This window comes from Geodermatophilus maliterrae, assembly GCF_041018925.1.
In the GTDB taxonomy this organism is placed as follows: domain Bacteria; phylum Actinomycetota; class Actinomycetes; order Mycobacteriales; family Geodermatophilaceae; genus Geodermatophilus; species Geodermatophilus maliterrae.
In genome coordinates, this window is sequence record NZ_JBFNXQ010000088.1 from 1 (window position 1) to 20,781 (window position 20,781).

21 protein-coding genes are annotated in these 20,781 nt (G+C 76.0%); 7 read left to right on the plus strand and 14 right to left on the minus strand.

Annotation, left to right across the window (positions count from 1 at the left end; genetic code table 11):
• Position 1 precedes the first annotated feature (1 nt).
• The gene (locus ABQ292_RS20750) at positions 2–589 is read right to left on the minus strand and encodes a TetR/AcrR family transcriptional regulator (RefSeq protein WP_369209608.1); all 588 of its coding nucleotides are present in this window, start codon (positions 587–589) and stop codon (positions 2–4) included.
• A gap of 56 nt (positions 590–645) precedes the next feature.
• On the opposite strand from ABQ292_RS20750, the gene ABQ292_RS20755 reads away from it, so the two are divergent.
• On the plus strand, positions 646–1,824 hold the full coding sequence (locus ABQ292_RS20755; RefSeq protein ID WP_369209609.1) for an MFS transporter: 1,179 nt from the start codon (positions 646–648) through the stop codon (positions 1,822–1,824).
• Between the two features lie 445 nt (positions 1,825–2,269).
• Here the strand turns inward: ABQ292_RS20755 and ABQ292_RS20760 are convergent, their stop codons facing one another.
• Entirely contained in the window at positions 2,270–2,437 is a 168-nt protein-coding gene (locus ABQ292_RS20760) for a hypothetical protein (protein ID WP_369209610.1), read from the minus strand.
• A 135-nt stretch (positions 2,438–2,572) separates the two neighbouring features.
• Here ABQ292_RS20760 and ABQ292_RS20765 point away from each other — a divergent pair, with 135 nt between their 5' ends.
• Together ABQ292_RS20765 and ABQ292_RS20770 are read left to right on the plus strand one after the other, a co-directional pair.
• Positions 2,573–2,773 carry a hypothetical protein gene (locus ABQ292_RS20765; protein ID WP_369209611.1) on the plus strand — a complete coding sequence of 67 codons (201 nt, stop codon included), beginning with the start codon at positions 2,573–2,575 and terminating at the stop codon, positions 2,771–2,773.
• A 177-nt stretch (positions 2,774–2,950) separates the two neighbouring features.
• Positions 2,951–4,390, plus strand: a complete 1,440-nt coding sequence (locus tag ABQ292_RS20770; protein ID WP_369209612.1) for an amidase — start codon at positions 2,951–2,953, stop codon at positions 4,388–4,390.
• A gap of 48 nt (positions 4,391–4,438) precedes the next feature.
• Here ABQ292_RS20770 and ppk2 read toward each other — a convergent pair whose 3' ends face one another.
• The 5 genes from ppk2 to ABQ292_RS20795 form a co-directional block, all read right to left on the minus strand.
• Positions 4,439–5,470 (minus strand): polyphosphate kinase 2, encoded by a 1,032-nt coding sequence (ppk2, locus tag ABQ292_RS20775; protein ID WP_369209613.1) that lies wholly within the window; start codon positions 5,468–5,470, stop codon positions 4,439–4,441.
• Between the two features lie 5 nt (positions 5,471–5,475).
• Positions 5,476–6,195, minus strand: a complete 720-nt coding sequence (locus tag ABQ292_RS20780) for a 1-acyl-sn-glycerol-3-phosphate acyltransferase (protein ID WP_369209614.1) — start codon at positions 6,193–6,195, stop codon at positions 5,476–5,478.
• 222 nt (positions 6,196–6,417) lie between these two features.
• Positions 6,418–11,388, minus strand: a complete 4,971-nt coding sequence (locus ABQ292_RS20785; protein WP_369209615.1) for an NAD-glutamate dehydrogenase — start codon at positions 11,386–11,388, stop codon at positions 6,418–6,420.
• A gap of 86 nt (positions 11,389–11,474) precedes the next feature.
• The gene (locus tag ABQ292_RS20790) at positions 11,475–11,843 is read right to left on the minus strand and encodes a phage holin family protein (protein ID WP_369209616.1); all 369 of its coding nucleotides are present in this window, start codon (positions 11,841–11,843) and stop codon (positions 11,475–11,477) included.
• A 71-nt stretch (positions 11,844–11,914) separates the two neighbouring features.
• Complete coding sequence (locus ABQ292_RS20795; protein WP_369209617.1) at positions 11,915–12,304, minus strand: nuclear transport factor 2 family protein; 390 nt, start codon at positions 12,302–12,304, stop codon at positions 11,915–11,917.
• Between the two features lie 102 nt (positions 12,305–12,406).
• Between ABQ292_RS20795 and ABQ292_RS20800 the strand changes: the two genes are divergently transcribed.
• The 4 genes from ABQ292_RS20800 (at position 12,407) to ABQ292_RS20815 (ending at position 15,831) form a co-directional block, all read left to right on the plus strand.
• Positions 12,407–12,844 carry a thiol-disulfide oxidoreductase DCC family protein gene (locus tag ABQ292_RS20800; protein WP_369209618.1) on the plus strand — a complete coding sequence of 146 codons (438 nt, stop codon included), beginning with the start codon at positions 12,407–12,409 and terminating at the stop codon, positions 12,842–12,844.
• 44 nt (positions 12,845–12,888) lie between these two features.
• Positions 12,889–14,085, plus strand: coding sequence for a DUF8462 domain-containing protein (locus tag ABQ292_RS20805; RefSeq protein WP_369209619.1), 1,197 nt, complete (start codon positions 12,889–12,891; stop codon positions 14,083–14,085).
• Positions 14,086–14,258: 173 nt separating this feature from the next.
• Positions 14,259–15,179: an alpha/beta fold hydrolase gene (locus ABQ292_RS20810; protein ID WP_369209620.1), complete on the plus strand. Its 921-nt coding sequence runs from the start codon at positions 14,259–14,261 to the stop codon at positions 15,177–15,179.
• A gap of 193 nt (positions 15,180–15,372) precedes the next feature.
• Entirely contained in the window at positions 15,373–15,831 is a 459-nt protein-coding gene (locus ABQ292_RS20815; RefSeq protein ID WP_369209621.1) for an ATP-binding protein, read from the plus strand.
• A 151-nt stretch (positions 15,832–15,982) separates the two neighbouring features.
• Here the strand turns inward: ABQ292_RS20815 and ABQ292_RS20820 are convergent, their stop codons facing one another.
• The 7 genes from ABQ292_RS20820 to ABQ292_RS20850 form a co-directional block, all read right to left on the minus strand.
• On the minus strand, positions 15,983–16,477 hold the full coding sequence (locus tag ABQ292_RS20820) for a hypothetical protein (protein ID WP_369209622.1): 495 nt from the start codon (positions 16,475–16,477) through the stop codon (positions 15,983–15,985).
• Positions 16,474–16,836 carry a response regulator gene (locus ABQ292_RS20825; protein ID WP_204692204.1) on the minus strand — a complete coding sequence of 121 codons (363 nt, stop codon included), beginning with the start codon at positions 16,834–16,836 and terminating at the stop codon, positions 16,474–16,476. The genes ABQ292_RS20820 and ABQ292_RS20825 overlap by 4 nt, the downstream gene beginning before the upstream one ends.
• Positions 16,833–17,357, minus strand: coding sequence for a chemotaxis protein CheX (locus ABQ292_RS20830; RefSeq protein ID WP_369209623.1), 525 nt, complete (start codon positions 17,355–17,357; stop codon positions 16,833–16,835). Before ABQ292_RS20830 ends, ABQ292_RS20825 begins: the two co-directional genes overlap by 4 nt.
• Positions 17,354–17,743 carry a response regulator gene (locus ABQ292_RS20835; protein WP_369209624.1) on the minus strand — a complete coding sequence of 130 codons (390 nt, stop codon included), beginning with the start codon at positions 17,741–17,743 and terminating at the stop codon, positions 17,354–17,356. Before ABQ292_RS20835 ends, ABQ292_RS20830 begins: the two co-directional genes overlap by 4 nt.
• Positions 17,740–18,564 (minus strand): CheR family methyltransferase, encoded by an 825-nt coding sequence (locus ABQ292_RS20840; protein ID WP_369209625.1) that lies wholly within the window; start codon positions 18,562–18,564, stop codon positions 17,740–17,742. Before ABQ292_RS20840 ends, ABQ292_RS20835 begins: the two co-directional genes overlap by 4 nt.
• A complete protein-coding gene (locus ABQ292_RS20845; protein ID WP_369209626.1) occupies positions 18,561–19,679 on the minus strand; it encodes a protein-glutamate methylesterase/protein-glutamine glutaminase in 1,119 nt (372 codons plus the stop codon). The genes ABQ292_RS20840 and ABQ292_RS20845 overlap by 4 nt, the downstream gene beginning before the upstream one ends.
• 396 nt (positions 19,680–20,075) lie before the next feature.
• The coding region (locus ABQ292_RS20850; protein WP_369209627.1) for a hypothetical protein at positions 20,076–20,781 on the minus strand (706 nt) is incomplete at its 5' end.

The following is a 20,781-nucleotide window of genomic DNA, read 5'->3' on the forward strand; positions in this document are numbered from 1 at the left end:
CCTAGGCGGAGCCCGTGACCGCGTGGCGCCTGACCGCGCCCCGGGCCAGTTCCCGGGCCGCGGGCATCGGGTCGGCGACCGCCCGCGCGTAGGCGGCCAGCGTGCCGTCGTAGACCATCACCAGCTCGGCCACGAGCGCACGCGGGTCGTCGGCACCGGCGGCGAGGGCCAGCTCGTGCAGCCGGTGGTGCAGCAGGGTGGTGTCGGCCTCGATCCACGCCCGCGCCGGGTGGTCAGCGGCGGGGAGCTCGGCGGCGGCGGCCAGGACGGCGCAGCCACGGGTGGCGCCCTCGCGCTGGCGGAAGAGGGCGAGGGCGTCGAGGACGGAGAGCAACCGGTCGACGGGGTCCGCTGCCTCGGCGAGGACGGCGTCCCAGGTGGCGCGCCAGCGGTGGTGCCGACGCTCGAGGTAGGCAGCGACCAGGCCGTCCTTGCCGGCGAAGTGGGCGTAGAGCGTGGCCGGGGACGCGCCGGCCCGCTGCACCACCGCATCGACGCCGGTGGCCGCGATCCCGTGGGCGTAGAAGAGCTGGTCGGCAGCCTCCAGCAGCCGTTCGCGCGCCGATGCGGTCGTGCGGTGTGCCGCCACAGGACTACTGTAACGATCGACTCAACATAACGATCGTTACAGCGTGGAGGTCGCCCGTGGCGCGGATCGAGCAGCGGACCGGGTCGCTGGTGGCGGCGGGCACCGGGGTCATCGCGGTCACCTACGGCCTGGTCCGGTTCGGCTACGGGCTCCACCTGCCGACCCTCGTCTCCGAGTTCGGGCTCCCCGCCGCGGTGGCGGGCGCCATCGCCGCGGGCAGCTTCGCCGGGTACTGCGCCGCCGCGCTGCTGGCCCAGTGGCTGATCACCCTCGGCCACCCCCGCCGCACCCTGTGGACGGCGTGCGCCCTCGCGACGGTCGGATCGCTGGTGACGGCCGCCGCCTGGTCCAGCGGGAGCCTGGCCGTCGGCGTGGTCGTCGCCGGCAGCGCAGCCGGCGCGGCGTCCCCGGCACTGGTCACCGCCGTGGCCTCCACCGTCCACGCGGCGACCGCCGACCGCGCCCAGGCGGTCGTCAACAGCGGCACCGGTGTGGGGGTCGTCGTCGGCGGCCTGCTGGCCGCGGCCCTGGCCGGCCAGTGGCGCCTGCTGTGGGTGGGCTTCGCGGTGGCCGCCGTGTCGGTGACCTGGTGGGCGGACCAGCGCACCACGTGGCCGACCGGACCGGCCGCGCCGCGAGCAGGCGCCTCCCGGCCGTGGGCCGACCTGGCCGCCTTGCGTCCCTCCCTGCTCGCAGCCGTGCTGGCCGGAGCCGGCAGCGCAGCCGTGTGGACCTTCGGGCGGGACCTGCTCACCACCACCGGCGGCATGCCCGCGACCACCACCGCACTGCTGTGGTCCGTGCTCGGTGGCGCCGGCATCCTGGGCGCCTCCAGCGGTGACCTCGTCCACCGCCTCGGACCACACCTGGCGTGGGCCGCCACCGCCGTCGTGATGGCCGCCGCGACAGCCGTCCTCGTCGTGCTGCCCGACCTCGTGCCGCTGGCAGCCCTCGCTCTGGCCGCGTTCGGCGGGAGCTACGTCGCCCTCAGTGGCGTGCTCATCGTCTGCGCCGCCCGCATCACCCCCCACCGCGCGGCCGGGTCCACCGCGATCCTGTTCGTCGCCCTCACCACCGGCCAGGCCCTCGGCGCCGCCACCCTCGGCGCCCTCGCCGACGCCACCTCCCCCGCCGTCAGCTTCCTGAGCGCCGCCGCTCTCATCCTGCTCAGCTCCGTCGCCGCCGCACGCCGGCCCAGCGACCTCGTCCCGGCACCTGCCAGGGAGAGCCGCTAGACGACTCCCCTGCGGGGCGGGTGCCCTCCACGGCCGGGCCGGACACCACTCCTGTCGACGGTCACCTGAACGGTGGCGCGGGCGAGTCCGCCAGCCGGCGATCGGGTCGGCGGCCGGCGGCACGCCGCCTGCCGCGAGCCGCACGGCTGTGGTGCTCGGCTCTCGCCGCGGTCATCGGTGCCGGGCTGTCCACCCTCGGCTCCGGGGTCGCGGTGACCCTGCTCGGGTCCGCCGTGCTCGGCCTGGCGGGCACGACGCTGCTCGCGCTGATCCAGGCGATCCTGTCCGACCCGCACGGCGCGCGGCGGGACCGGGCCCTGACCGAGGCCGACGTCGGCGCCGGCGCCGGCGCGGTGCTCGCCCCGCTCGTCCTCGGCGCGCTCGCGGTCAGCCCGGCCGGCCGGCGTGCCACGTTCGCGGTGCCGGCCCTCGCCCTCGCCCTGCCCTACCTGCACCACCGGCGCCGGCCGCTGCCGGCAGCACCCCCGCGCCACGCCGGCGAGCGGCCCAGGCGGTTGCCACCGGCCTGCTGGCTGTTCGCCGCGCTCACCGCGGGCGGGATGGCCGTCGAGTTCTGCCTGGTGTACTCCGGCACCGAGATGCTCGTCGACACCGGCCGCTCCACCGCCGCCCCGGCCGGACCACCCCACTGCCGCACGCCTCGCTGGCGATCACCGCGGCCGGTCTCCTGCTGTTCTGGCTCACCGAACAGGCCGCGGTCACCGTCCTCGGGCCGTTCGTCTGCGGGGTGGGCATCGCCGACCCGTGCCCGCTCCCGCTCGCGATCACCATCGACGCTGCCCACGGACACGAGGACCGCGCCAACGCCCGCACCCAACTGCTCGGCGGCCCGGCCACCGCCGCCGCCCCCTCCCTGCTCGGCAGCCTGGCCGACCGGCACGGGCTCGCCGCCGCGTTCGCGCTCGAGCCGGTGCTGATCGGCGCCTGACTCCTGCTGCTGCTCGGCGGGCTGAGAGCACGCCGCACCGCCGCGCAGGCGGGCGGGCTGCTCGCAGGCCGACCTGGCGCGGTGCGTCTCGCCGGAGACCGGCTGGGAGGACGGGACGTCGTACGCCTGCTGGACCTGCGGTCCCCGGCAGGGGTGGCGGCGTGGCACCCTCCCCCGGTGACCCCCGCGCCCCTCGCACCGACCGGCGACGACGAGCTGTGCCTGCGCCCGGCCACGGAGCTGGCCGCCCTCCTCCGCGCCCGCGAGCTCTCGGCGCGGGAGCTGCTCGAGGCGCACCTGGCGCGCATCGAGCGGGTCGACCCGCGGGTCAACGCCATCGTCACCCTCGACGTCGAGGGCGCCTGCGCCGCCGCCGACGCCGCCGACGCCGCCCTCGCCGCCGGGGAGGAGGTCGGCCCGCTGCACGGGCTGCCGGCGGCGCACAAGGACACCCACCAGACCGGCGGCATGCGCACCACCTGGGGCTCGCCGCTGCACGCCGACACGGTGCCGGCCCGCGACGAGCTGGTGGTCGAGCGGCTGCGGCGGGCCGGCGCGATCCGCGTGGGCAAGACCAACGTGCCCGAGTTCGCCGCCGGCTCGCACACGGTCAACCCGCTGTTCGGAGCGACGCACAACCCCCACCGGCACGGGCTGTCGGCCGGCGGGTCCAGCGGCGGGGCGGCCGCGGCGCTGGCCGCGGGGCTGGTCCCGGTGGCCGAGGGCAGCGACATGGGTGGTTCGCTGCGCAACCCGGCGGCGTTCTGCAACGTCGTCGGCCTGCGCCCCACCCCGGGCCGGGTGCCGACCTGGCCGGCGGCGATGGGCTGGTCGACGCTCTCGGTGCAGGGCCCGATGGGCCGCACGGTCGCCGACGTCGCCCTGGTGCTCTCCGCGATCGCCGGGCCCGACCCGCGGGTGCCGATCTCCCTGGCCGACGAGCCCGCCGGGTTCGCCGCACCGCTGGACGGCGACCTGCGGGGACTGCGGGTGGCCTGGGCCCCCGACCTCGGCGGGCTGGTGCCGGTCGACCCGGCGATCACAGCCGTGCTCGAGGGGATGCTCCCGGTGGTCGAGTCGCTCGGCGCCACCGTCGAGCAGGCCTGCCCCGACCTGCGCGAGGCCGACGAGGTGTTCGGCACGCTGCGCGCCTGGCTGTTCGAGGCCACCTTCGGCGACGTCGTCCGCCGCTCACCGGAGAGGGTGAAGGCGACGATCCGCGCCAACGCCGCGGTGGGTGCGGCGCTGACCGGGGCCGACGTGGCCCGCGCCGAGCTCGCGCACACCCGCCTGCACGAGCGGGTGGTCGGCTTCTTCGACCGCTACGACGTCCTGCTGGCCCCGACCACGCAGGTGCTGCCGTTCCCGGTCGAGCTCGAGTACCCCACCGAGGTCGCCGGGGTGCCGCAGGCCGACTACCTCGGCTGGATGCGCTCGTGCACGCTGATCTCGGCGACCGGCTGCCCGGCGCTGTCGCTGCCCGGCGGGTTCACCGCCGACGGGCTGCCGGTGGGGCTGCAGCTCGTGACGGCGCCGCGCACCGACCGGCGCCTGCTCGAGGTGGCGCACGCGATCGAGCGGGCCACCGGGCACGGCCGCCGTCGTCCGGCCCTCTGACTCCGTCTGCGGCTCTCTAGCGTCCGGGCTAGAGAGCCGCAGACGAGGTCATCGACGGCCGGAGCGGGGTGGCGGTGGGGCCACGGGGGTGTCGGAGGACTCCTCGAGCACGTCGGCGGCCGAGCCCACGATGAGCGGGTCGGGGTCGCCGACGACGTCGCAGTCCTTGCCCTCGTAGTCCAGGCGGCACAGCACGTGCCGCATCGCCTCGAGCCGGGCGCGCTTCTTGTCGTTGCTCTTGATCACCGTCCACGGCGCGTGCTGCGTGTCGGTGTGCAGGAACATCGCCTCCTTGGCCTCGGTGTAGGCGTCCCACTTGTCGAGGCTGGCGAGGTCGGTGGGCGAGAGCTTCCACTGCCGCACCGGGTCGATCTGCCGGACGATGAAGCGGGTCCGCTGCTCGCCACGGGAGACGGAGAACCACAGCTTGAACAGCCGGATGCCGCTGGCGACGAACATCCGCTCCAGCTCCGGCGCCTGCACCAGGAACTGCTCGTACTGCTCGTCGGTGCAGTACCCCATGACCCGCTCGACGCCGGCGCGGTTGTACCAGGAGCGGTCGAACAGCAGCATCTCCCCGGCGGCGGGCAGGTGCTGCACGTAGCGCTGGAAGTACCACTGGGTCTGCTCGCGCTCGCTCGGCTTGTCCAGCGCGACCACGCTCGCGCCGCGCGGGTTGAGGTGCTCGGTGAAGCGCTTGATCGTCCCGCCCTTGCCGGCGGCGTCGCGGCCCTCGAAGACGATGACCAGCCGCTGCCCGGTGTCCTTCACCCAGCCCTGCAGCTTGAGCAGCTCGATCTGCAGGCGGCGCTTCTCGATCTCGTACTCCCGGCGCTCCATCCGCTCGGTGTACGGATAGCCCTCGCGCCAGGTCTCGACCAGCCGCCCCTCGGGGTCGAACAGCTGCCGGTCGTCGTCCCAGTCCTCGTCGCTGTGCTCGTCGGGCAGGGCGTTGAGCCGCCAGCGCGACAGGTCCAGGACGTCGGCCTTGCGGGGCGGCTCCACCCGGTACCGCGTCTCGTCCGCCGCCGCCTCGTCACGGTCGATCAGGGTGTCGGGCTGCACGGCGTCCCCTCCCACGTCGGTCACGGTCCGGTGCGGCCGTACCCCACTCGCGCGCGGACAGTCCTGCGCCGCACCGCCGGCGCAGCCGGTCCACCGGCCTCGAGCACCTGCGCGACGGCGTACTCGGCCAGCGTGGCCAGCGGCCGGGGCGCGCGGCCGGGCTCGAGCGCGGACAGCAGGTGCACCTCGACGACGCCGCCGTCGACCTGCCGGACGGCGACCGGGCAGACCGCGGCCTGCGCCTCGACCGCCGGGGCGAACGCGTCGGAGCGGAACCGGCCCGGCGCGCCGGCGCCGGCCGCCGTCCCGCCGGGGTGGGCGGTGACCGTGAGCCCGCGACGGAGCAGCAGGGTCACCTCGGTGCCGACGCCGCTGCCGCCGTCGTCGACCAGGAGGCCGCCGCGGCGGGCCAGCGTGCGCGGCAGCGGCGTGCCGGCCAGCGCGGCGTCGACGACCGGGATGCCGGGGACGACGGTGGCCAGCGCGAGGACGTCGGTCCAGCCGGCCGCGTTGGCGACGACGAGCCGCGGCCCGCGGGGCCAGGCGACCGGCGGGCAGACGACGCGCACCCGCAGGCCGCGCGCGACGAGCACCTCCGCGGACGTGCGCACCCGGAGGCGCTGGCGGCGGCGGTCACTCCCCCAGGACGCGGTGGCGGCACGGACGGCGGCGCGGGCGAGCACCGGCGTCATGGCGGTGCGGGCAGCGGGCGGGGTGGGGGACGGGGTGCACGGGTCCATCGGGTCCTCCCGGCGGCGGGCTCGCGGTCCCGTTCAGCCTCGGGCGCGCACGTGTCCGCCGGATGACGCCCGGGGGGCGTTCCCGTCGACAGCCCGGGGACTCTCGGCTCCGGTCGTCCGCTCCGACTGCCATGCAGAGTCGGTCATCGGGTGCGTGCACGCGACACGCGCGGACACGCCGGCGCGAGCGACACGCACCGATGATCGACCCCGCGGGGGCCCTCAGCGGCGCCGCAGGCCCCGCAGCGTCCGGACGGCGACCAGCAGCTCGGGCAGCTCGTGCCGGTCCCCCGCGGCGATGTCGGCGAGCTGGGCGGCGGCCCGGCGCTGGGTCGCGTCCCACCCCGCGGCCCAGGACTCGACCAGCCCGGCCGCGTCGGCTCCCCCACCGCGCTGCGCCAGCACCTCGGCGGTCAGCTCGGCCTGCTCGGCGGCCAGGTCGTCGCGCAGCGAGGCCCGCGCCATCGACGGCCAGCGCCGGTCGCGGGGCAGGGCGATGACCAGCTCCCGCAGCGGCACCAGCGCCAGCCGCTCGGCCAGCGCCTCCGCCACCTGCCCCGCGAGCTCGATCGGCGCACCCGTCCGCTCAGCGACGACGGCCAGGTCGAGGGCCGCCGGCATCAGCGGCGCGGCGGCCACCTCGCCGGCCAGCGCGGCAGGCACCCCGGCCGCCTCCAGCCGCTGCGACCGCTCGGCCTGGGCGGCCGCCTCGTCGCCGAGCAGCCACCCCGGCAGGCCGGCCCGCACCGCCGCCACCGGCGCGGCGAACCGGTCCGTCACGGCCGAGAGCCCGACCGCCGTCTCCCCGCTCAGCTCCGGCAGCCGCAGCAGCCAGCGCGCGGCCCGCTCGGCCAGCCGGGTCGCCTCGGTGCGCAGCTCCACCTGCACCGGTGCGGACACCCGGTTGTCCAGTGGCCGGACGGCGTCCCACAGCCGGTCGACCTCGAACACCGCGCGGGCCACCGCGTGCGCCCGCACCACGCCGATCAGGCCCACCCCGGTCTCCTCGGCCAGCCGGAACAGCCCGGTGACCCCCGCGACGTTGACCGCCCGGTTGGTGAGCGCGGTGGCCACGATCTCCCGGCGCAGCGGGTGCGCGTCGACCGCCTCGGGGAAGCGCTCGCGCAGCGCCGCCGGGAAGTAGCCGCGCAGCAGCCCGGCCAGGGCGGGGTCGTCGGGCAGCTCGGAGTCCAGGACGGCGTCGCTGACCGCGAGCTTGGCGTAGGCGAGCAGCACCGACAGCTCCGGGCTGGTCAGCGCCTGCCCGTCGCGCCGCCGCTGGGCCAGCGCGCGGTCGTCGGGCAGGGCCTCGACGCCGCGCGCCAGCCGGCCGGAGCGCTCCAGCGCGCGGATGAACCGCTCGTGCGCGTCGAGCAGGCTGCGGGAGTTGGTCACCTCGGCCGCCAGCGTCGCGTTCTGCGCGTGGTTGTCGGTGAGGACGGCGGCGGCGACCTCGTCGGTCATCTCCGCCAGCAGCTCGGCCCGGCCCTCGGCGTCGAGCCGGCCGGCGTCGACCACCCCGTTGAGGGCGATCTTGATGTTCACCTCGTGGTCGGAGGTGTCCACGCCCGCGGAGTTGTCGATCGCGTCGGTGTTCACCCGGCCGCCGGCCAGCGCGTACTCGACACGGCCGCGCTGGGTGAGCCCGAGGTTGCCGCCCTCCCCCACCACGCGCACCCGCAGCTGCCCGCCGTCGACCCGGACGGCGTCGTTGGCCTTGTCCCCGACGTCGAGGTGGCTCTCGGTCGCGGCCTTGACGTAGGTGCCGATGCCGCCGTTGAACAGCAGGTCCACCGGCGCCAGCAGGACGGCGCGGATGAGCTCGACCGGCGACAGCGTGTCGACGCCGTCGTCGAGACCCAGCGCCGTGCGCATCGGCTCGCTGACCGGGATGGCCTTCGCCGTCCGCGGCCACACCCCGCCGCCCGGGCTGATCAGCGCCGGGTCGTAGTCGGCCCACGACGAGCGCGGCAGCGCGAACAGCCGCTGCCGCTCGGTGAACGACGTCGCGGCGTCCGGGGTGGGATCGACGAAGACGTGCCGGTGGTCGAAGGCGGCCACCAGCCGGATGTGCTCCGAGAGCAGCATCCCGTTGCCGAAGACGTCACCGGACATGTCGCCGACGCCGACGACGGTGAACTCCTGGCTCTGCACGTCGACGTCGAGCTCGCGGAAGTGCCGGGTCACCGACTCCCACGCGCCGCGGGCGGTGATGCCCATGGCCTTGTGGTCGTAGCCGACCGAGCCGCCCGAGGCGAAGGCGTCGCCCAGCCAGAAGCCGCGCTCGATCGCGACGGCGTTGGCCAGGTCGGAGAAGGTCGCCGTCCCCTTGTCGGCGGCGACCACGAGGTAGGCGTCGTCCCCGTCGTGGCGGACCACCTTCGGCGGGGGCACCACCCGGCCGCCGACCAGGTTGTCGGTCAGCGACAGCAGCGCGCCGATGAACACGCGGTAGCAGGCCTGGCCCTCGGCCAGGACCTCCTCGCGGGAGGGAGGCTGGGCGGGATCCGACGAGGCCGGGGGCCGGCGGACGACGAAGCCCCCCTTGGCGCCGGTCGGGACGATGACGGTGTTCTTCACCATCTGCGCCTTGACCAGGCCGAGCACCTCGGTGCGCAGGTCCTCGTGCCGGTCGGACCAGCGCAGCCCGCCGCGGGCGACCGCGCCGAACCGCAGGTGCACGCCCATCACCCGCGGCGAGCTGACGAACACCTCGCGGGCCGGTCGGGGCTCGGGCAGGTCGGGGACGGCGTGCGGGTCGAGCTTGATCGCCAGCGGCGCGGGCCGGGTCGACGACGGCGCGAAGTAGGTGGTGCGCTGGGTGGCCGTGACGGCGGCGAGCAGGCTGGTGAGCACCCGGTCGGCGTCGAGCGACTCGACCCGCCCGATGGACTCCCGCAGCGAGGCGACCAGCGCCTCCTGCCGGGTCGCCCGCCCGGACTCGCGCCCCGGGGAGAACCGGGCCTCGAACAGCGCCACCAGACGGGCGACGACGTCGGAGTGCGCGGCCAGCGTCGTCTCGACGTAGCGCTGGCCGAAGGGCAGCCCGGCCTGGCGCAGCCACTGCACGTAGGCGCGCACGACCGTGACCTGCCGCCAGTTGAGACCGGCCAGCAGCACCAGCGCCCCCAGGCCGTCGTCCTCGGCCTCGCCGCGCCAGACCGCGCCGACCGCCTCGGTGAACCGCTCGGGCAACGAGCCGGGGAAGGGCAGCTCCCCGCCGGGGGCGGTGAGCCCGAAGTCGTAGATCCAGGCCGGCGGCGCGCCGATCCGGTCGATCTCGTAGGGCCGCTCGTCGACGACGTCGACGCCCATGTGCTGCAGCACCGGCAGGACGTCGGAGAGCAGCAGCCGCTCCCCCACCCGGTACACGGTCAGCCGCGGCTCGGCCGCCCCGGCGCCGCGCGGGCGGCGCAGCCGCAGGCCCAGCTCGCCGGGCGCCAGCGCGTCGAGGCGGGCGAGGTCCTCCACGGCCGCGGTCGCCGGGAAGTCCTCCTGGTAGGCGGCGGGGAAGGCGTCGGCGACGCGGGCGAGCACCTGCTCGGCGCCGTCGCCGTGGCGGGCGGCCAGCGCGTCGGAGAGGTCGTCGGTCCAGCTGCGGGCGACGGCGGACAGCTCCTGCTGCAGGGCCTCGACGTCGACCTCGGGCAGCGCCGGGACACCCCCGCGGCCCACCGGCACCCGGACGACGAAGTGCAGCCGGGCCAGCACCGACTCGGTCGAGCGGGCGGTGAACTCGATGTCGCGGCCGCCGAGCCGGGACAGCAGCAGCTGCTGCATCGCCAGGCGCACCTCGGTCGTGTACCGGTCGCGCGGCAGGTAGACCAGCGCCGACCAGAACCGGCCGTAGGGGTCGCGGCGGAGGAACAGCCGGGTCAGCCGGCGCTCCTGCAGGTAGAGCACGGCGAGGGCCACCGGCAGCAGCTCCCCGGCCGAGGCCTGGAACAGCTCGTCGCGCGGGAGGGTCTCCAGGACGTCGACGAGCACCTTGCCGGTGTGGCTGTCGGCCGGCACCGCGGAGCGGTCGACCACCTCGGCGACCCGGCGGCGGACCACCGGCACGTCGCGGACGCCGGCGGTCGTGGCCGCGGTCGGGAACAGCCCGACCATGCGGTGCTGGCGGGCCGGCTGGTCGCCGTCGGCCGGGAGCGTGACCGCGACCAGGTCCAGCCAGGCGCGGCGGTGCACCGTCGAGCGGATGTCGGCCTTGGTGACGGTGACCAGCGCGGGGCCCAGCCGGCCGGGGGCCTCGGGCAGCGCCGGGCCGGCGTCGCTGCGCAGCACGCCCAGGCCGCTGCCGGGGACGGCGCGGACGGTGGCGCCGACCTCGACGTCGCGGGCACCGAGGAAGACGAAGTTGCCGTCGGCCAGCCAGCGCAGCAGCGCGGCCACCTCGGCGGGGTCGTCGGCCGGGTCGGCGGTGTCGACCGACCCCTGCTCCTCCAGGCGGGTGGCCAGCTCCAGCGCGCGGGCGGCGGTGCGCGGGGCGTCCTCGTCGACGGCGCGGACGTCGCCCAGCACCGTGCGCAGCCCGGCGACCAGGTCGGCGGCGGCCTCGTCGTCGAGCGGGCCGTCGAGGACGGCGGCGATCCAGGACTCGGCCAGCGCGTCCGGGCCGCAGTCGGCCACCTCGGCGCCGCCGCTGTCGCAGAAGGCGCGCAGCGCGCCGGTGACGTCGCGGCGGACCACGACCACCGGGTGGACGACGTGCTGCAGGCCGGCGCCCTGGCGGACCACCTCGGCGGTGACCGAGTCGACGAGGAAGGGCATGTCGTCGGTGACGACCAGCAGCAGCCCCCGGCCGTCGGTGACCCGCTCGACGACGACGGTGGCCGAGCCCTGCGGGCGCACGCCGGCGACCCGCAGGTGGCGCAGCGCCAGGGCGGCGAGGTCGGCCGGCACGTGGCCGAGGACCTCGGCGGCCGGCTCGCTCCAGTAGTAGCGCTGCAGCAGCGCCGGCATGTCGGCCGCGCCGCACCCGGCGGGCAGCCCGGGCTCATCGTCCAGGGTGCCGGCCGCGGCCTCGGCCGCCCGCGCCAGCAGGGTGCGCTTCTCGTCGTTGGCCGCCTCGAGCGCGACGAGCTCGGGTGGGGCGGCGAGCTCGGGTGGGGCGGCGGGCTCGGGCGGTGCTGCCGGGCCGGGGTCGTCGGGTCGTCCTGGGACGGCGGTGTCCACGCCGGACGTGCTGGCCATGCCCGGCACGCTAGTGCGCGGGAGGGTGCCCGTCACCGCGGCGCGGCCCCACCCGGCGCGCCGCCCGCACGGGCCCGCCCCCTGCGTCAGCGGCGGTCGAGGGCGGTGTCGGCCACCCAGCCGACCACCGCGAGCACCAGCCCGCCGACGACCGCCGTGCCGAAGCCGTCGACGGAGAGCCGGTCGGAGATCGCGGCGGTCAGCCCCAGCAGCGCCGCGTTCACGATCACCAGGAACAGACCCAGCGTCAGCAGGATGGCCGGGAACGACAGGAACCGCAGGATCGGGCCGACCACCGCGTTGACCAGGGCGAACAGCAGGGCGACCCACAGGAAGGTGCCGGTGATGCCGAGCGGCGCGTCCTCGTTGCCCACGACGTCGATGCCCGTCAGCAGCCGGGTCAGACCGTAGAAGGCCAACGCCATGATGACGACCTTGAGCGCGAACCTGATCACGCCCCTACGCTAGTGGCCCCGCCTGGGAGCCTCCTGGGTGTCGGGGTCTCTAGGGCTCTCTGGAATCGACGCTAGACACCCGCAGACGGCGCTCGAGCCGGCGTCTGCGTGTACAGGGCGAGCCGCCAGCGCCCGCCGTCGCGCACGTAGAGGCTGCTCATCGCGGCGGTCAACGCGGGCTCCTCCTCGGTGCGCCACGCCCTCCCGGTGTAGACGAGGACCGCCGCGTCCGCCCCCGCTCGCACCAGGCGGACGTCGTCCATAGCCACGTGGTGCCACGGCGGCGAGGCGCCCAGCGCGGTGACGACGGCCGCGCGGTCCATCACCGACCCGTCGGCGAGGACCATCAGGCCGTCGTCGGTCATGACCTCGCCGTAGAAGTCGGCCCCGGTGGCGTCGCACAGGGCGTCCCACCCGCGGCGTTCGAGTGCCAGCAGCTCTTCGGTGACGACGTCGTCCATGGCGGCACGCTGGCGCGGCGCGCGGCGGGCGTCAACGGCCCGCGGCACGTCCCCTCCCGTTCTACGGTGCCCGCAGGACGTCCACGAGCGGGAGGGAGAGCCGTGCAGCGACCGGCCCTGGTCTTCGACGGCGACTGCGGGTTCTGCACCCGCTCGGCGGCCGTCGCCCGGCGCGTGCTGCCCGCCGGGTGCGCCGTCGTCCCCTGGCAGGGCACGGACCTCGCCGCCGTGGGCACCACCGCGGCCCGCGCCCGGCGGGAGGTGCTGTGGGTGCCGCGCACCGGCGACGTCCTCGGCGGGGCGCCTGCCGTCGCCGCCGCCCTGCGCGCCGCCGGGTCCGGGTGGGCACTGCTGGGCCGGCTGCTGCAGCTGTGGCCGATCGGCCCGCTGGCCGACGTGGTCTACCGGGTGGTCGCGACGAACCGCATGCGTCTGCCCGGGGGGACGGCGGCCTGCGCGCTCCCGGCGACGGGGGACGCCGCTGCGCGCACCGACCGTGGCGACGCGCCACCGGCACCTCGACACGGTGAGGCTGTCTAGGCGGCTCTACGGACGGGGCTAGAGGCGCACATACGGTGCTCGACGTGGACCCCGTGCGGAACCCCTACGCCCCGGGCGCCGGCCAGCGCCCCCCGGAGCTGGCCGGCCGCGACGACGAGCTGTCGGCCTTCGACGTCGTCCTCGAGCGGATCGCCCGCGGCCGGCCCGAGCGCTCTCTGGTGCTCACCGGGTTGCGCGGCGTGGGCAAGACGGTGCTGCTCAACCAGCTGCGCTCGGCGGCGATCGGCCGCGGCTGGGGCACCGGCAAGATCGAGGCGCGGCCCGAGCAGTCGCTGCGCCGGCCGGTGTCCTCCGCGCTGCACATGGCCCTGCGCGAGCTGCGCCACCCCGACCGGGAGTCGATGGACGCCGTCCTCGGCACGCTCAAGGCCTTCGCCCAGCGCGGGGTGGGCGGGGACGGCACGGCCGCGAAGCTCCGCGACCGCTGGCAGCCGGGCATCGACGTCGCGGCGGCGAGCGGGCGGGCCGACTCCGGCGACATGGAGATCGACCTGGTCGAGCTGCTCACCGACGCCGCCGGCCTGGCCGCCGACGTGGGAAGGGGCATCGCGCTGTTCATCGACGAGATGCAGGACGTGCAGGCCGCCGACGTCTCGGCGATCTGCGCCGCGTGCCACGAGCTGTCGCAGCAGGGCGCGCCGCTGATCGTCGTCGGCGCCGGGCTGCCGCACCTGCCGGCGGTGCTGTCGGCGTCCAAGAGCTACTCCGAGCGGCTGTTCCGCTACCTGCGCATCGACCGGCTCGACCGCGCCGCCGCCGACCGCGCGCTGCTGGCGCCGGCGGCCCGCGAGGACGTCGAGTTCGAGCCGGCGGCGCTGGACGCGCTCTACGGCGCCGCCGACGGCTACCCCTACTTCGTGCAGGCCTACGGCAAGGTCACCTGGGACGTCGCGGCCGCCTCCCCCATCACCGCCGCCGACGTCGCGATGGCCGCCCCGGTGGCCGAGGCCGAGCTCGCCGTCGGGTTCTTCGGCTCGCGCTACGACCGCGCCACGCCCGCCGAGCGCGAGTACATGCACGCGATGGCCGAGCTGGGCGGGCCGGCCGGTGCCCCGGTGGCGACGGCGGAGGTCGCCGCCACCCTCGGCCGCAAGCCGGCGTCGCTGTCGCCCGCGCGCGACTCGCTGATCAAGAAGGGCCTGGTCTACTCCGCCGAGCGCGGGCAGATCGCGTTCACCGTCCCCCACTTCGGCCGCTACCTCCTGCGCCACCCCGACTGAGGCCCGGCACGGCGACGATCAGGCCACCTGATCGTGCGGCGTCCCCCTGACCGTGGGACGTCGGGTAGGACGCGCTGGGATCAGGTCACCTGATCCTCGCGGGGACCGCTGCACCGTCCAGCGTCCCGGCGCCCTGACCTGCGCGCGGCGCCCCGCGGCGGCAGGGTGGAGCCGTGACCGAGGTGCGCGACCCCGTCCAGATCAGCGTCCCGGTCGACGGCGGCGAGCTGTCGGCCCTGCACTGGGCGGCCGACGCGCCCGGTGCGCCGATCGCCGTCCTGGTGCACGGCATCACCGCCAACGCCATGGCCTGGGCGCGCGTCGCCGTGGCGCTGGCCGGCGGGTTCGAGGTGGTCGCCCCCGACCTGCGCGGGCGCGCCGGCTCGGCGGAGCTGCCCGGTCCGTACGGGATCGAGCGGCACGCGGCCGACGTCGCCGCCCTGCTCGACCGCTTCGGTGCCGACGGGGACAGCGGCGCCGACGCCACCGTGCTCGTCGGCCACTCGATGGGCGCCTTCGTCGCGGCCATGGCGGCGGCCGGCCCGGCGCGCGACCGGGTGCACGGGCTGGTGCTCGTCGACGGCGGCCTGGCCCTCCCCCAGCCACCCGGTGCCGACGTCGACGCCATGCTCTCCGCCGTCCTCGGGCCCGCGCTCGACCGGCTGTCGATGACCTTCCCCGACCTGGCCGCCGTCCGGGCGTTCTGGTCGCGGCACCCCGCCGTCGGACCGTGGGTGGACGTCCCCTCGGTGGCCGCCTACCTCGCCCGCGACCTCGTGCCCGGTGCCGAGCCGCTGCGCAGCGCCTGCGTCGCGGAGGCGGTGCGGGTCGACGGCGGCGACGTCCTGCTCAACGAGCGGGTGCTGGAGGCCACCACCGCACTCCCCGTGCCCGCGACCCTGCTGTGGGCACGCCGGGGCCTGCTCGACCAGGTCCCCGGGCTCTACGACGAGGTCCGCCTGGCCGGCCTGGGGCTCGAGTCGGCCGGCATCACCGCCCGCGAGGTCCCCGACGCCAACCACTACTCCGTCCTGTGGGCCGACCAGGGCGTCGCCGCGATCGCCGCGGAGGTGCGGGCCGCCGCGGCCCGCTGAGGCCGCCTGCGAGGCCGGACCGCTCAGGACGCGCGTGCCGACGCAGCGCGGCCGTTCCGCCGACCGTGCGCGACACGCCCGGCGGGTTTCCGGCCCACTCCCGATCCGCTACGGGCGTGCACGCACGGTTGGGGGACGGACCGGCTGGGCACCCCGGGGACGTTCCAGCAGGGGACGACGACGGAGAGAGGACATGGGCCGACTGACGTGGCCGCTGCGGCCGTTGCCCGACGGGCGCGGTGAGCTGTGGCGCTGGGACCTCGGCGAGGTCGCCGAGCTGCCCGCCGCACGCGCCGGCCTGCGGGAGCACCTCGGCTCGATCGGCTTCCCGCGCGACCTCGAGGACCCGGCGGCCGACCGGCTGGTCCTGGCCTTCGACGAGCTGGCGTCCAACGCGCTGCGGCACGGGCTCTCGCCGGTCGTGGCCACGGTCGTCGCCGGCACCGGCGGCTGGCTGCTCGACGTCTGCGACCGCGACCCCGACACGATGCCCGCCCCCGCCGTGGGCCGGGACCCGTCCAAGGGCGGGCTGGGGCTCTACCTGGTGGCGCGGCTGTCGGTGGCGCACGGCTGGTACGTCGACGACGGGTGCAAGCACGTCTGGGCCTGCCTGCCCACGGTGATCGAGGAAGCGGCGACCACCCCGGCCTGAGCGGGGCGGCCCCGGAGACGAGTGCGCCCGGGGCGGCGGGGACGGTCGTCCCTGCCGCCCCGGGTGGACTCTGGTGACGTGCTGGAACGGCCCTCCTGCAGGGTCCCGCCGCGAGCTCGCGAGTGGTGGGGGCAGGAGGGTCCTTCCCCCTTCAGGAGGGGATGACCAGCGAGAGCCGTCCCTTGCCGTAGCCGGGCACGTCGACGGCGAGGTCGAGCCGGTTGAAGGCGGCCAGCATGCCCGCGATGTCGCCGGGCAGGTCGTCGCCGGGCGCGTACAGCGCGTGCAGCTTCGAGTGCGGGGCACCCGGCACGTTGAACAGCGCCGACAGGACGTTGACCACCTCGTGCAGGGCCTCGGTGAGCATCGCGGTGAGCTCACCGTCCTCCTCCACGGCGTCCTGGACGCCGCCGGGCGGCAGCAGGGCCAGCGCGCCGCCGGTCCACGCCGATAGGGGCAGGTCCATGACACACAGGGCGTTGACGGCCATTGTGGGGCTGACGTAGACGGCGACCGAGACCGGCTCGGTCGGCGTCGGCGTCACCGGGGCGCCGGGCGTGACCCCGACCGGCTTGCCGACCAGGCCGGAGAGCATGTCCTTGACGGCCTTGGCGTCCGGCAGGACGACGGTCAGCGGCGCGCTCACGCGATCACCCCGTCGAGGTTCTCGCGGAAGGTCTCCTCGGTGAACGGCTTGGCGATGAGGAACAGCGCGCCGGCGTCGGCGGCCTTCTCCCGCATGTCCGCCGAACCCTCCGAGGTGACGAAGCCGAACGGCACGGCCGACCCCGCGGAGCGCAGCGCCTGCAGGCACTCCAGGCCGGTCATGTTCGGCATGTTCCAGTCGGACAGGACCAGGTCGGGGGCCTCCGACCGGACCTTGTCGTAGGCGTCGCGGCCGTCCTCGGCCTCGACGATGTCGTGGTCGTCGTAACCGGCCTGCCGCAGGGTGCGGATGACGATCTGCCGCATGACGCGGCTGTCGTCGGCGACCAGGATCTTCACAGGGGCACCTCGTTCTCTCGCTCGGCGGGCACGGACTGCACGCGGACGGTGAGGGGGGAGCCGCGCCACAGGACGTCGACGCGGCAGGTGTCGGCCTCGTGGCCGGGGGGTGGGGTCACGCCGACCTCGGGCAGGCCGAGGACCGACGGGCCGGGGAGGACGGCCTTGACGTTGCCGCCGACGACGTTGGCGAGCTCGCCCAGGGCGTCGTCGACGTCCTCGTCCTCGAGCACCTCGGGGGCGTGCTCCCCGAGCAGGGCGCGGGTCAGCTCGTGCGCGGTGTCCCGGCCGCAGGTGAGGACGACGGAGCCGTTCCAGGGGCCGAGGATCTCGACCCACGCGCTGAGCGCGTCGGCGGGCACCGGGGCGGGCAGCGGGACGAGCACCTCGTCCTCGCCGACCAGCGCGAGCCACGCCTGCTCGGTGATCTCCTGCACCGTTGCCGTGTCGATCAGCGTGGTGATCGACGGGGAGCGGTCGGACGCGCGGCGGCGCGGCCCGGTGCCGGTCACGTGGGTCACAGCGCGACCTCCTCCGGCAGCAGGCCGAGCAGGGCGAGCTTGTCGCGCAGCGCGTCGGCGGTGAACGGCTTGATGACGTACTCGTGGGCGCCGGCGGCCAGGGCGCGCACGATCTGGCCGTGCTCGCTCTCGGAGGTGACCATCACCAGCGACACCGTCCGCCAGTCGGGGTTGGCACGGACGGCGTGGACGAACTGCAGGCCGTCCATCACCGGCATGTTCCAGTCGATGGTGCACAGGTCGGGGGCCCAGCCCTCGTGGAGGACGTCGAGCGCCTCCTGGCCGTGGCCGGCCTGCCGGGTCTCGTAGCCGAGGTCCCCGAGGATGCCGGTCACGATGCGCCGCATGGCGCGGGAGTCGTCGATCACCAGAGCACGCACGGTCATGCCCCCTTCAGCGGGCGGTAGGCGGAGCTGCGTCCCACGACGACGCGGCTCCAGGAGTCGTCGACGCCGAGAGTGGTCTCGGCGGCACCGAGGAACAGCCACCCGTCGGGGCGCATGAGCTCGCGCACCCGGCGGAGGATCGCCTGCTTGGTCGGCAGGTCGAAGTAGATGAGGACGTTGCGCAGGTACACGACGTCGAAGGGGCCCATCCGCGGCAGCGGGGCGGCCAGGTTGCACTCCCGGGCGCTGACCATGCGGCGCAGCGCGGGCGAGACCTCCCACTCGCTGCCGGCCCGCGTGAAGTGGCGGACCAGCATCGGCGCGGGCAGGCCGCGGTTGACCTCGAGCTGGCTGAACCGGCCGGCCCGGGTGCGCTCGACCATCTCGCGGGAGATGTCGGTGGCGGTGATCGACACCCGCGAGGCGGCGTTGGGCAGCGCGTCCTCCAGCAGCATGGCGATCGTGTAGGCCTCCTGGCCGCTGGAGCAGGCCGCCGACCAGATCTGCAGCCGCTCGGCCGGCCCGCGCGCGGCGGTCAGCGAGGGCAGGACCGTGGAGGTCAGCGCGGTGAACGGGTCGCCGTCGCGGAACCACGACGTCTCGTTCGTCGTCAGCGCCTCGACGATCCGGCGGGTGTCGTCCGGGTGGGGCCGGCCGCGGACCGTGTCGACCAGCTGGTCGACGTCGGTCAGGCCCATCGTGCGGGCGACCGGCAGGAGCCGGGCCTCCACCAGGTACTCCTTGCCGGGCGCGAGCACGATCGCGCTCTCGCGGTGGACCAGCTGGCGCACCCAGTCGAAGCGGGTGGTGGTGAGGGTCATCGGGCTGCTCCCCTCGCGAGGATCGGTGCGGTGGGCTTGGGGGTGACGCCGGGAAGTGCCCGGGCGAGGTGCCGGGTGATCGCCTCGGCCACGCGGTCCAGCGGCAGGACCTCGTCGGCGAGGCCGGCGGAGGCGACGGCGCCGGGCATGCCCCAGACGACCGACGTCGCCTGGTCCTGGACGACGACGGTGCCGCCGGCGTCGCGCACGGCACCGGCGCCGACGCGGCCGTCGGAGCCCATGCCGGTGAGGACGACGGCCAGGACGCCGCCGTCGTAGGCGGTCACCGCGGAGCGGAACAGCGGGTCGACAGCGGGGCGGCAGAAGTTCTCCGGCGGGCCCTGCGACAGCATCGTCGTCGCGCCCCGGCCGGTGCCGCGGACGGTGAGGTGGTGGTCGCCGGGGGCCAGGTGCACGGTGCCCGGGAGCAGCGGCGAGCCGTCGGCGGCCTCGACCACGCGCAGCGCGCACAGCCGGTCGAGCCGCTGGGCGAACTGGCGGGTGAAGACCGGGGGCATGTGCTGCACCAGCAGCACCGGCACCGGGAGGCTCGCCGGGAGCGTCGGCAGCACCTTGGCCAGGGCCTCGGGGCCACCGGTCGAGGAGCCGATCACCAGGACGGCGGGCGCCTTGTGCGGGGTGGTCCGGGGTGCCGGCGGCCGGACGGCGACCGGGGCCGCGGCGGGCCGGGGCAGCCCGGTGACCGGGCGGCCGGTGAGGGCCTTGATCTTCGGGATGAGCTGCTCGCGCACGCTCTCCATCGACTGCGCGACGCTGCCGACGTTGGCCGGCTTGGTGACGTAGTCGTTGGCGCCGGCCGAGAGCGCGTCCAGGGTGGCCGAGGCGCCGCGCTCGGTCAGCGTGCTGAACATGACGATCGGCACCCGGTTGCGGCCGGCGCGGATGGCGCGGACCGCCTCGATGCCGTTCATCTCCGGCATCTCGATGTCCATCGTGACCAGGTCGGGCCGCAGCGCGTCGATCTTGGCCAGGGCGAGCTTGCCGTTGACCGCCGTCCCCACGACCTCGATGCCCGGGTCGGCGGACAGCACGTCGGTCACGATCTTCCGGACGACGACCGAGTCGTCGACCACCATCACCCGGATCGGGTCCACGCGTCCTCCTGCTGCTGCCGGGGTGCAGTCCCGTGTGCGGGGCTGTCCCTCGGGTCTCGGCACCGGGCGACTTCGTGTTGAGCGCAATCCGGTCTCGCACGCCGCGGACCGGTCACCCGGGGCGCATCGGCGTCAGGGAGGTAGTCGGCCGGGGGAGGGCCGGGCTTGAGCCCTGCGGGGGAACCGTTACGGAACGGCTGGTGACCCCCGCCCCACGCGGCACATGTCGACCACGCGGTGCGGCATCACGGGGACGCGGTGGTCATCGGACGCGTGCCACGGCGCGTCGACCATCGCCTCGTGGCCGCTCGTGGCGGCGTGTCGGCGCGTGTCGGCGGCAACGACTCGATGATCGACCGCCCGGGCGCGAGGAGGGCAGGGGGCGCCGCGCCCGGGTCAGCGGGGAGCGGTGAGGCGCGTCCACGGGGCGCGGAGGACGCCGAGGGCGCTGCCGTCGAGCAGGTCGCCCATCGCCATGGCCTGGACGACGCCGGCCAGGGCGTTCCACGAGCCGGCGGCGCCGTCGTGGGCGGTGAAGCCGGCGTCGGCGAACGCGCGGACGGCGAGCAGCTGGGCGGTGGCCAGCGTGCGGGTGCGGCCGGAGACGTGCGCCGCCCACGAGGCCTCGTGCATGGCCGCGGCCCAGGGGCGCTGCTCGGCCCGGCCCTCGTCGACGGCGGCCCGCCAGCGGTCGCGGCCGCGGGTGTCGAGCGCGGCCACCACGGTCAGCAGGGAGCGCAGCTCCGGGCTGGCCGGACCGAGGTCGGCGTCGGCGCCGCGGGTCCCCGCGTCCGGGACGACGCCGGCGAAGGGCTGCTCCAGCTCCCGGCGGACCAGGGGCGGCAGCACCTCGGCGGCCCAGGCGCCCACGGCGGCGTCGGCGAGCACGTCGGCGGCCTGCTCGCCCACGTCGTCGGCCAGGCGGCCCAGGGCGGGGTGCTCGGGGCCCAGGACGTCCTCGCGCAGCAGCCGCTCGAGCGACGCGGCGTTGCCGATGGTGCCCCGCTCCAGCTGGGCCACGAGGACGGCGGTGCGGTCGGCGCCGGCGACGTCCCCGGTCCCCTCTCCCACCGACCGCAGCTGCGGCACGGCGGCGGCCAGC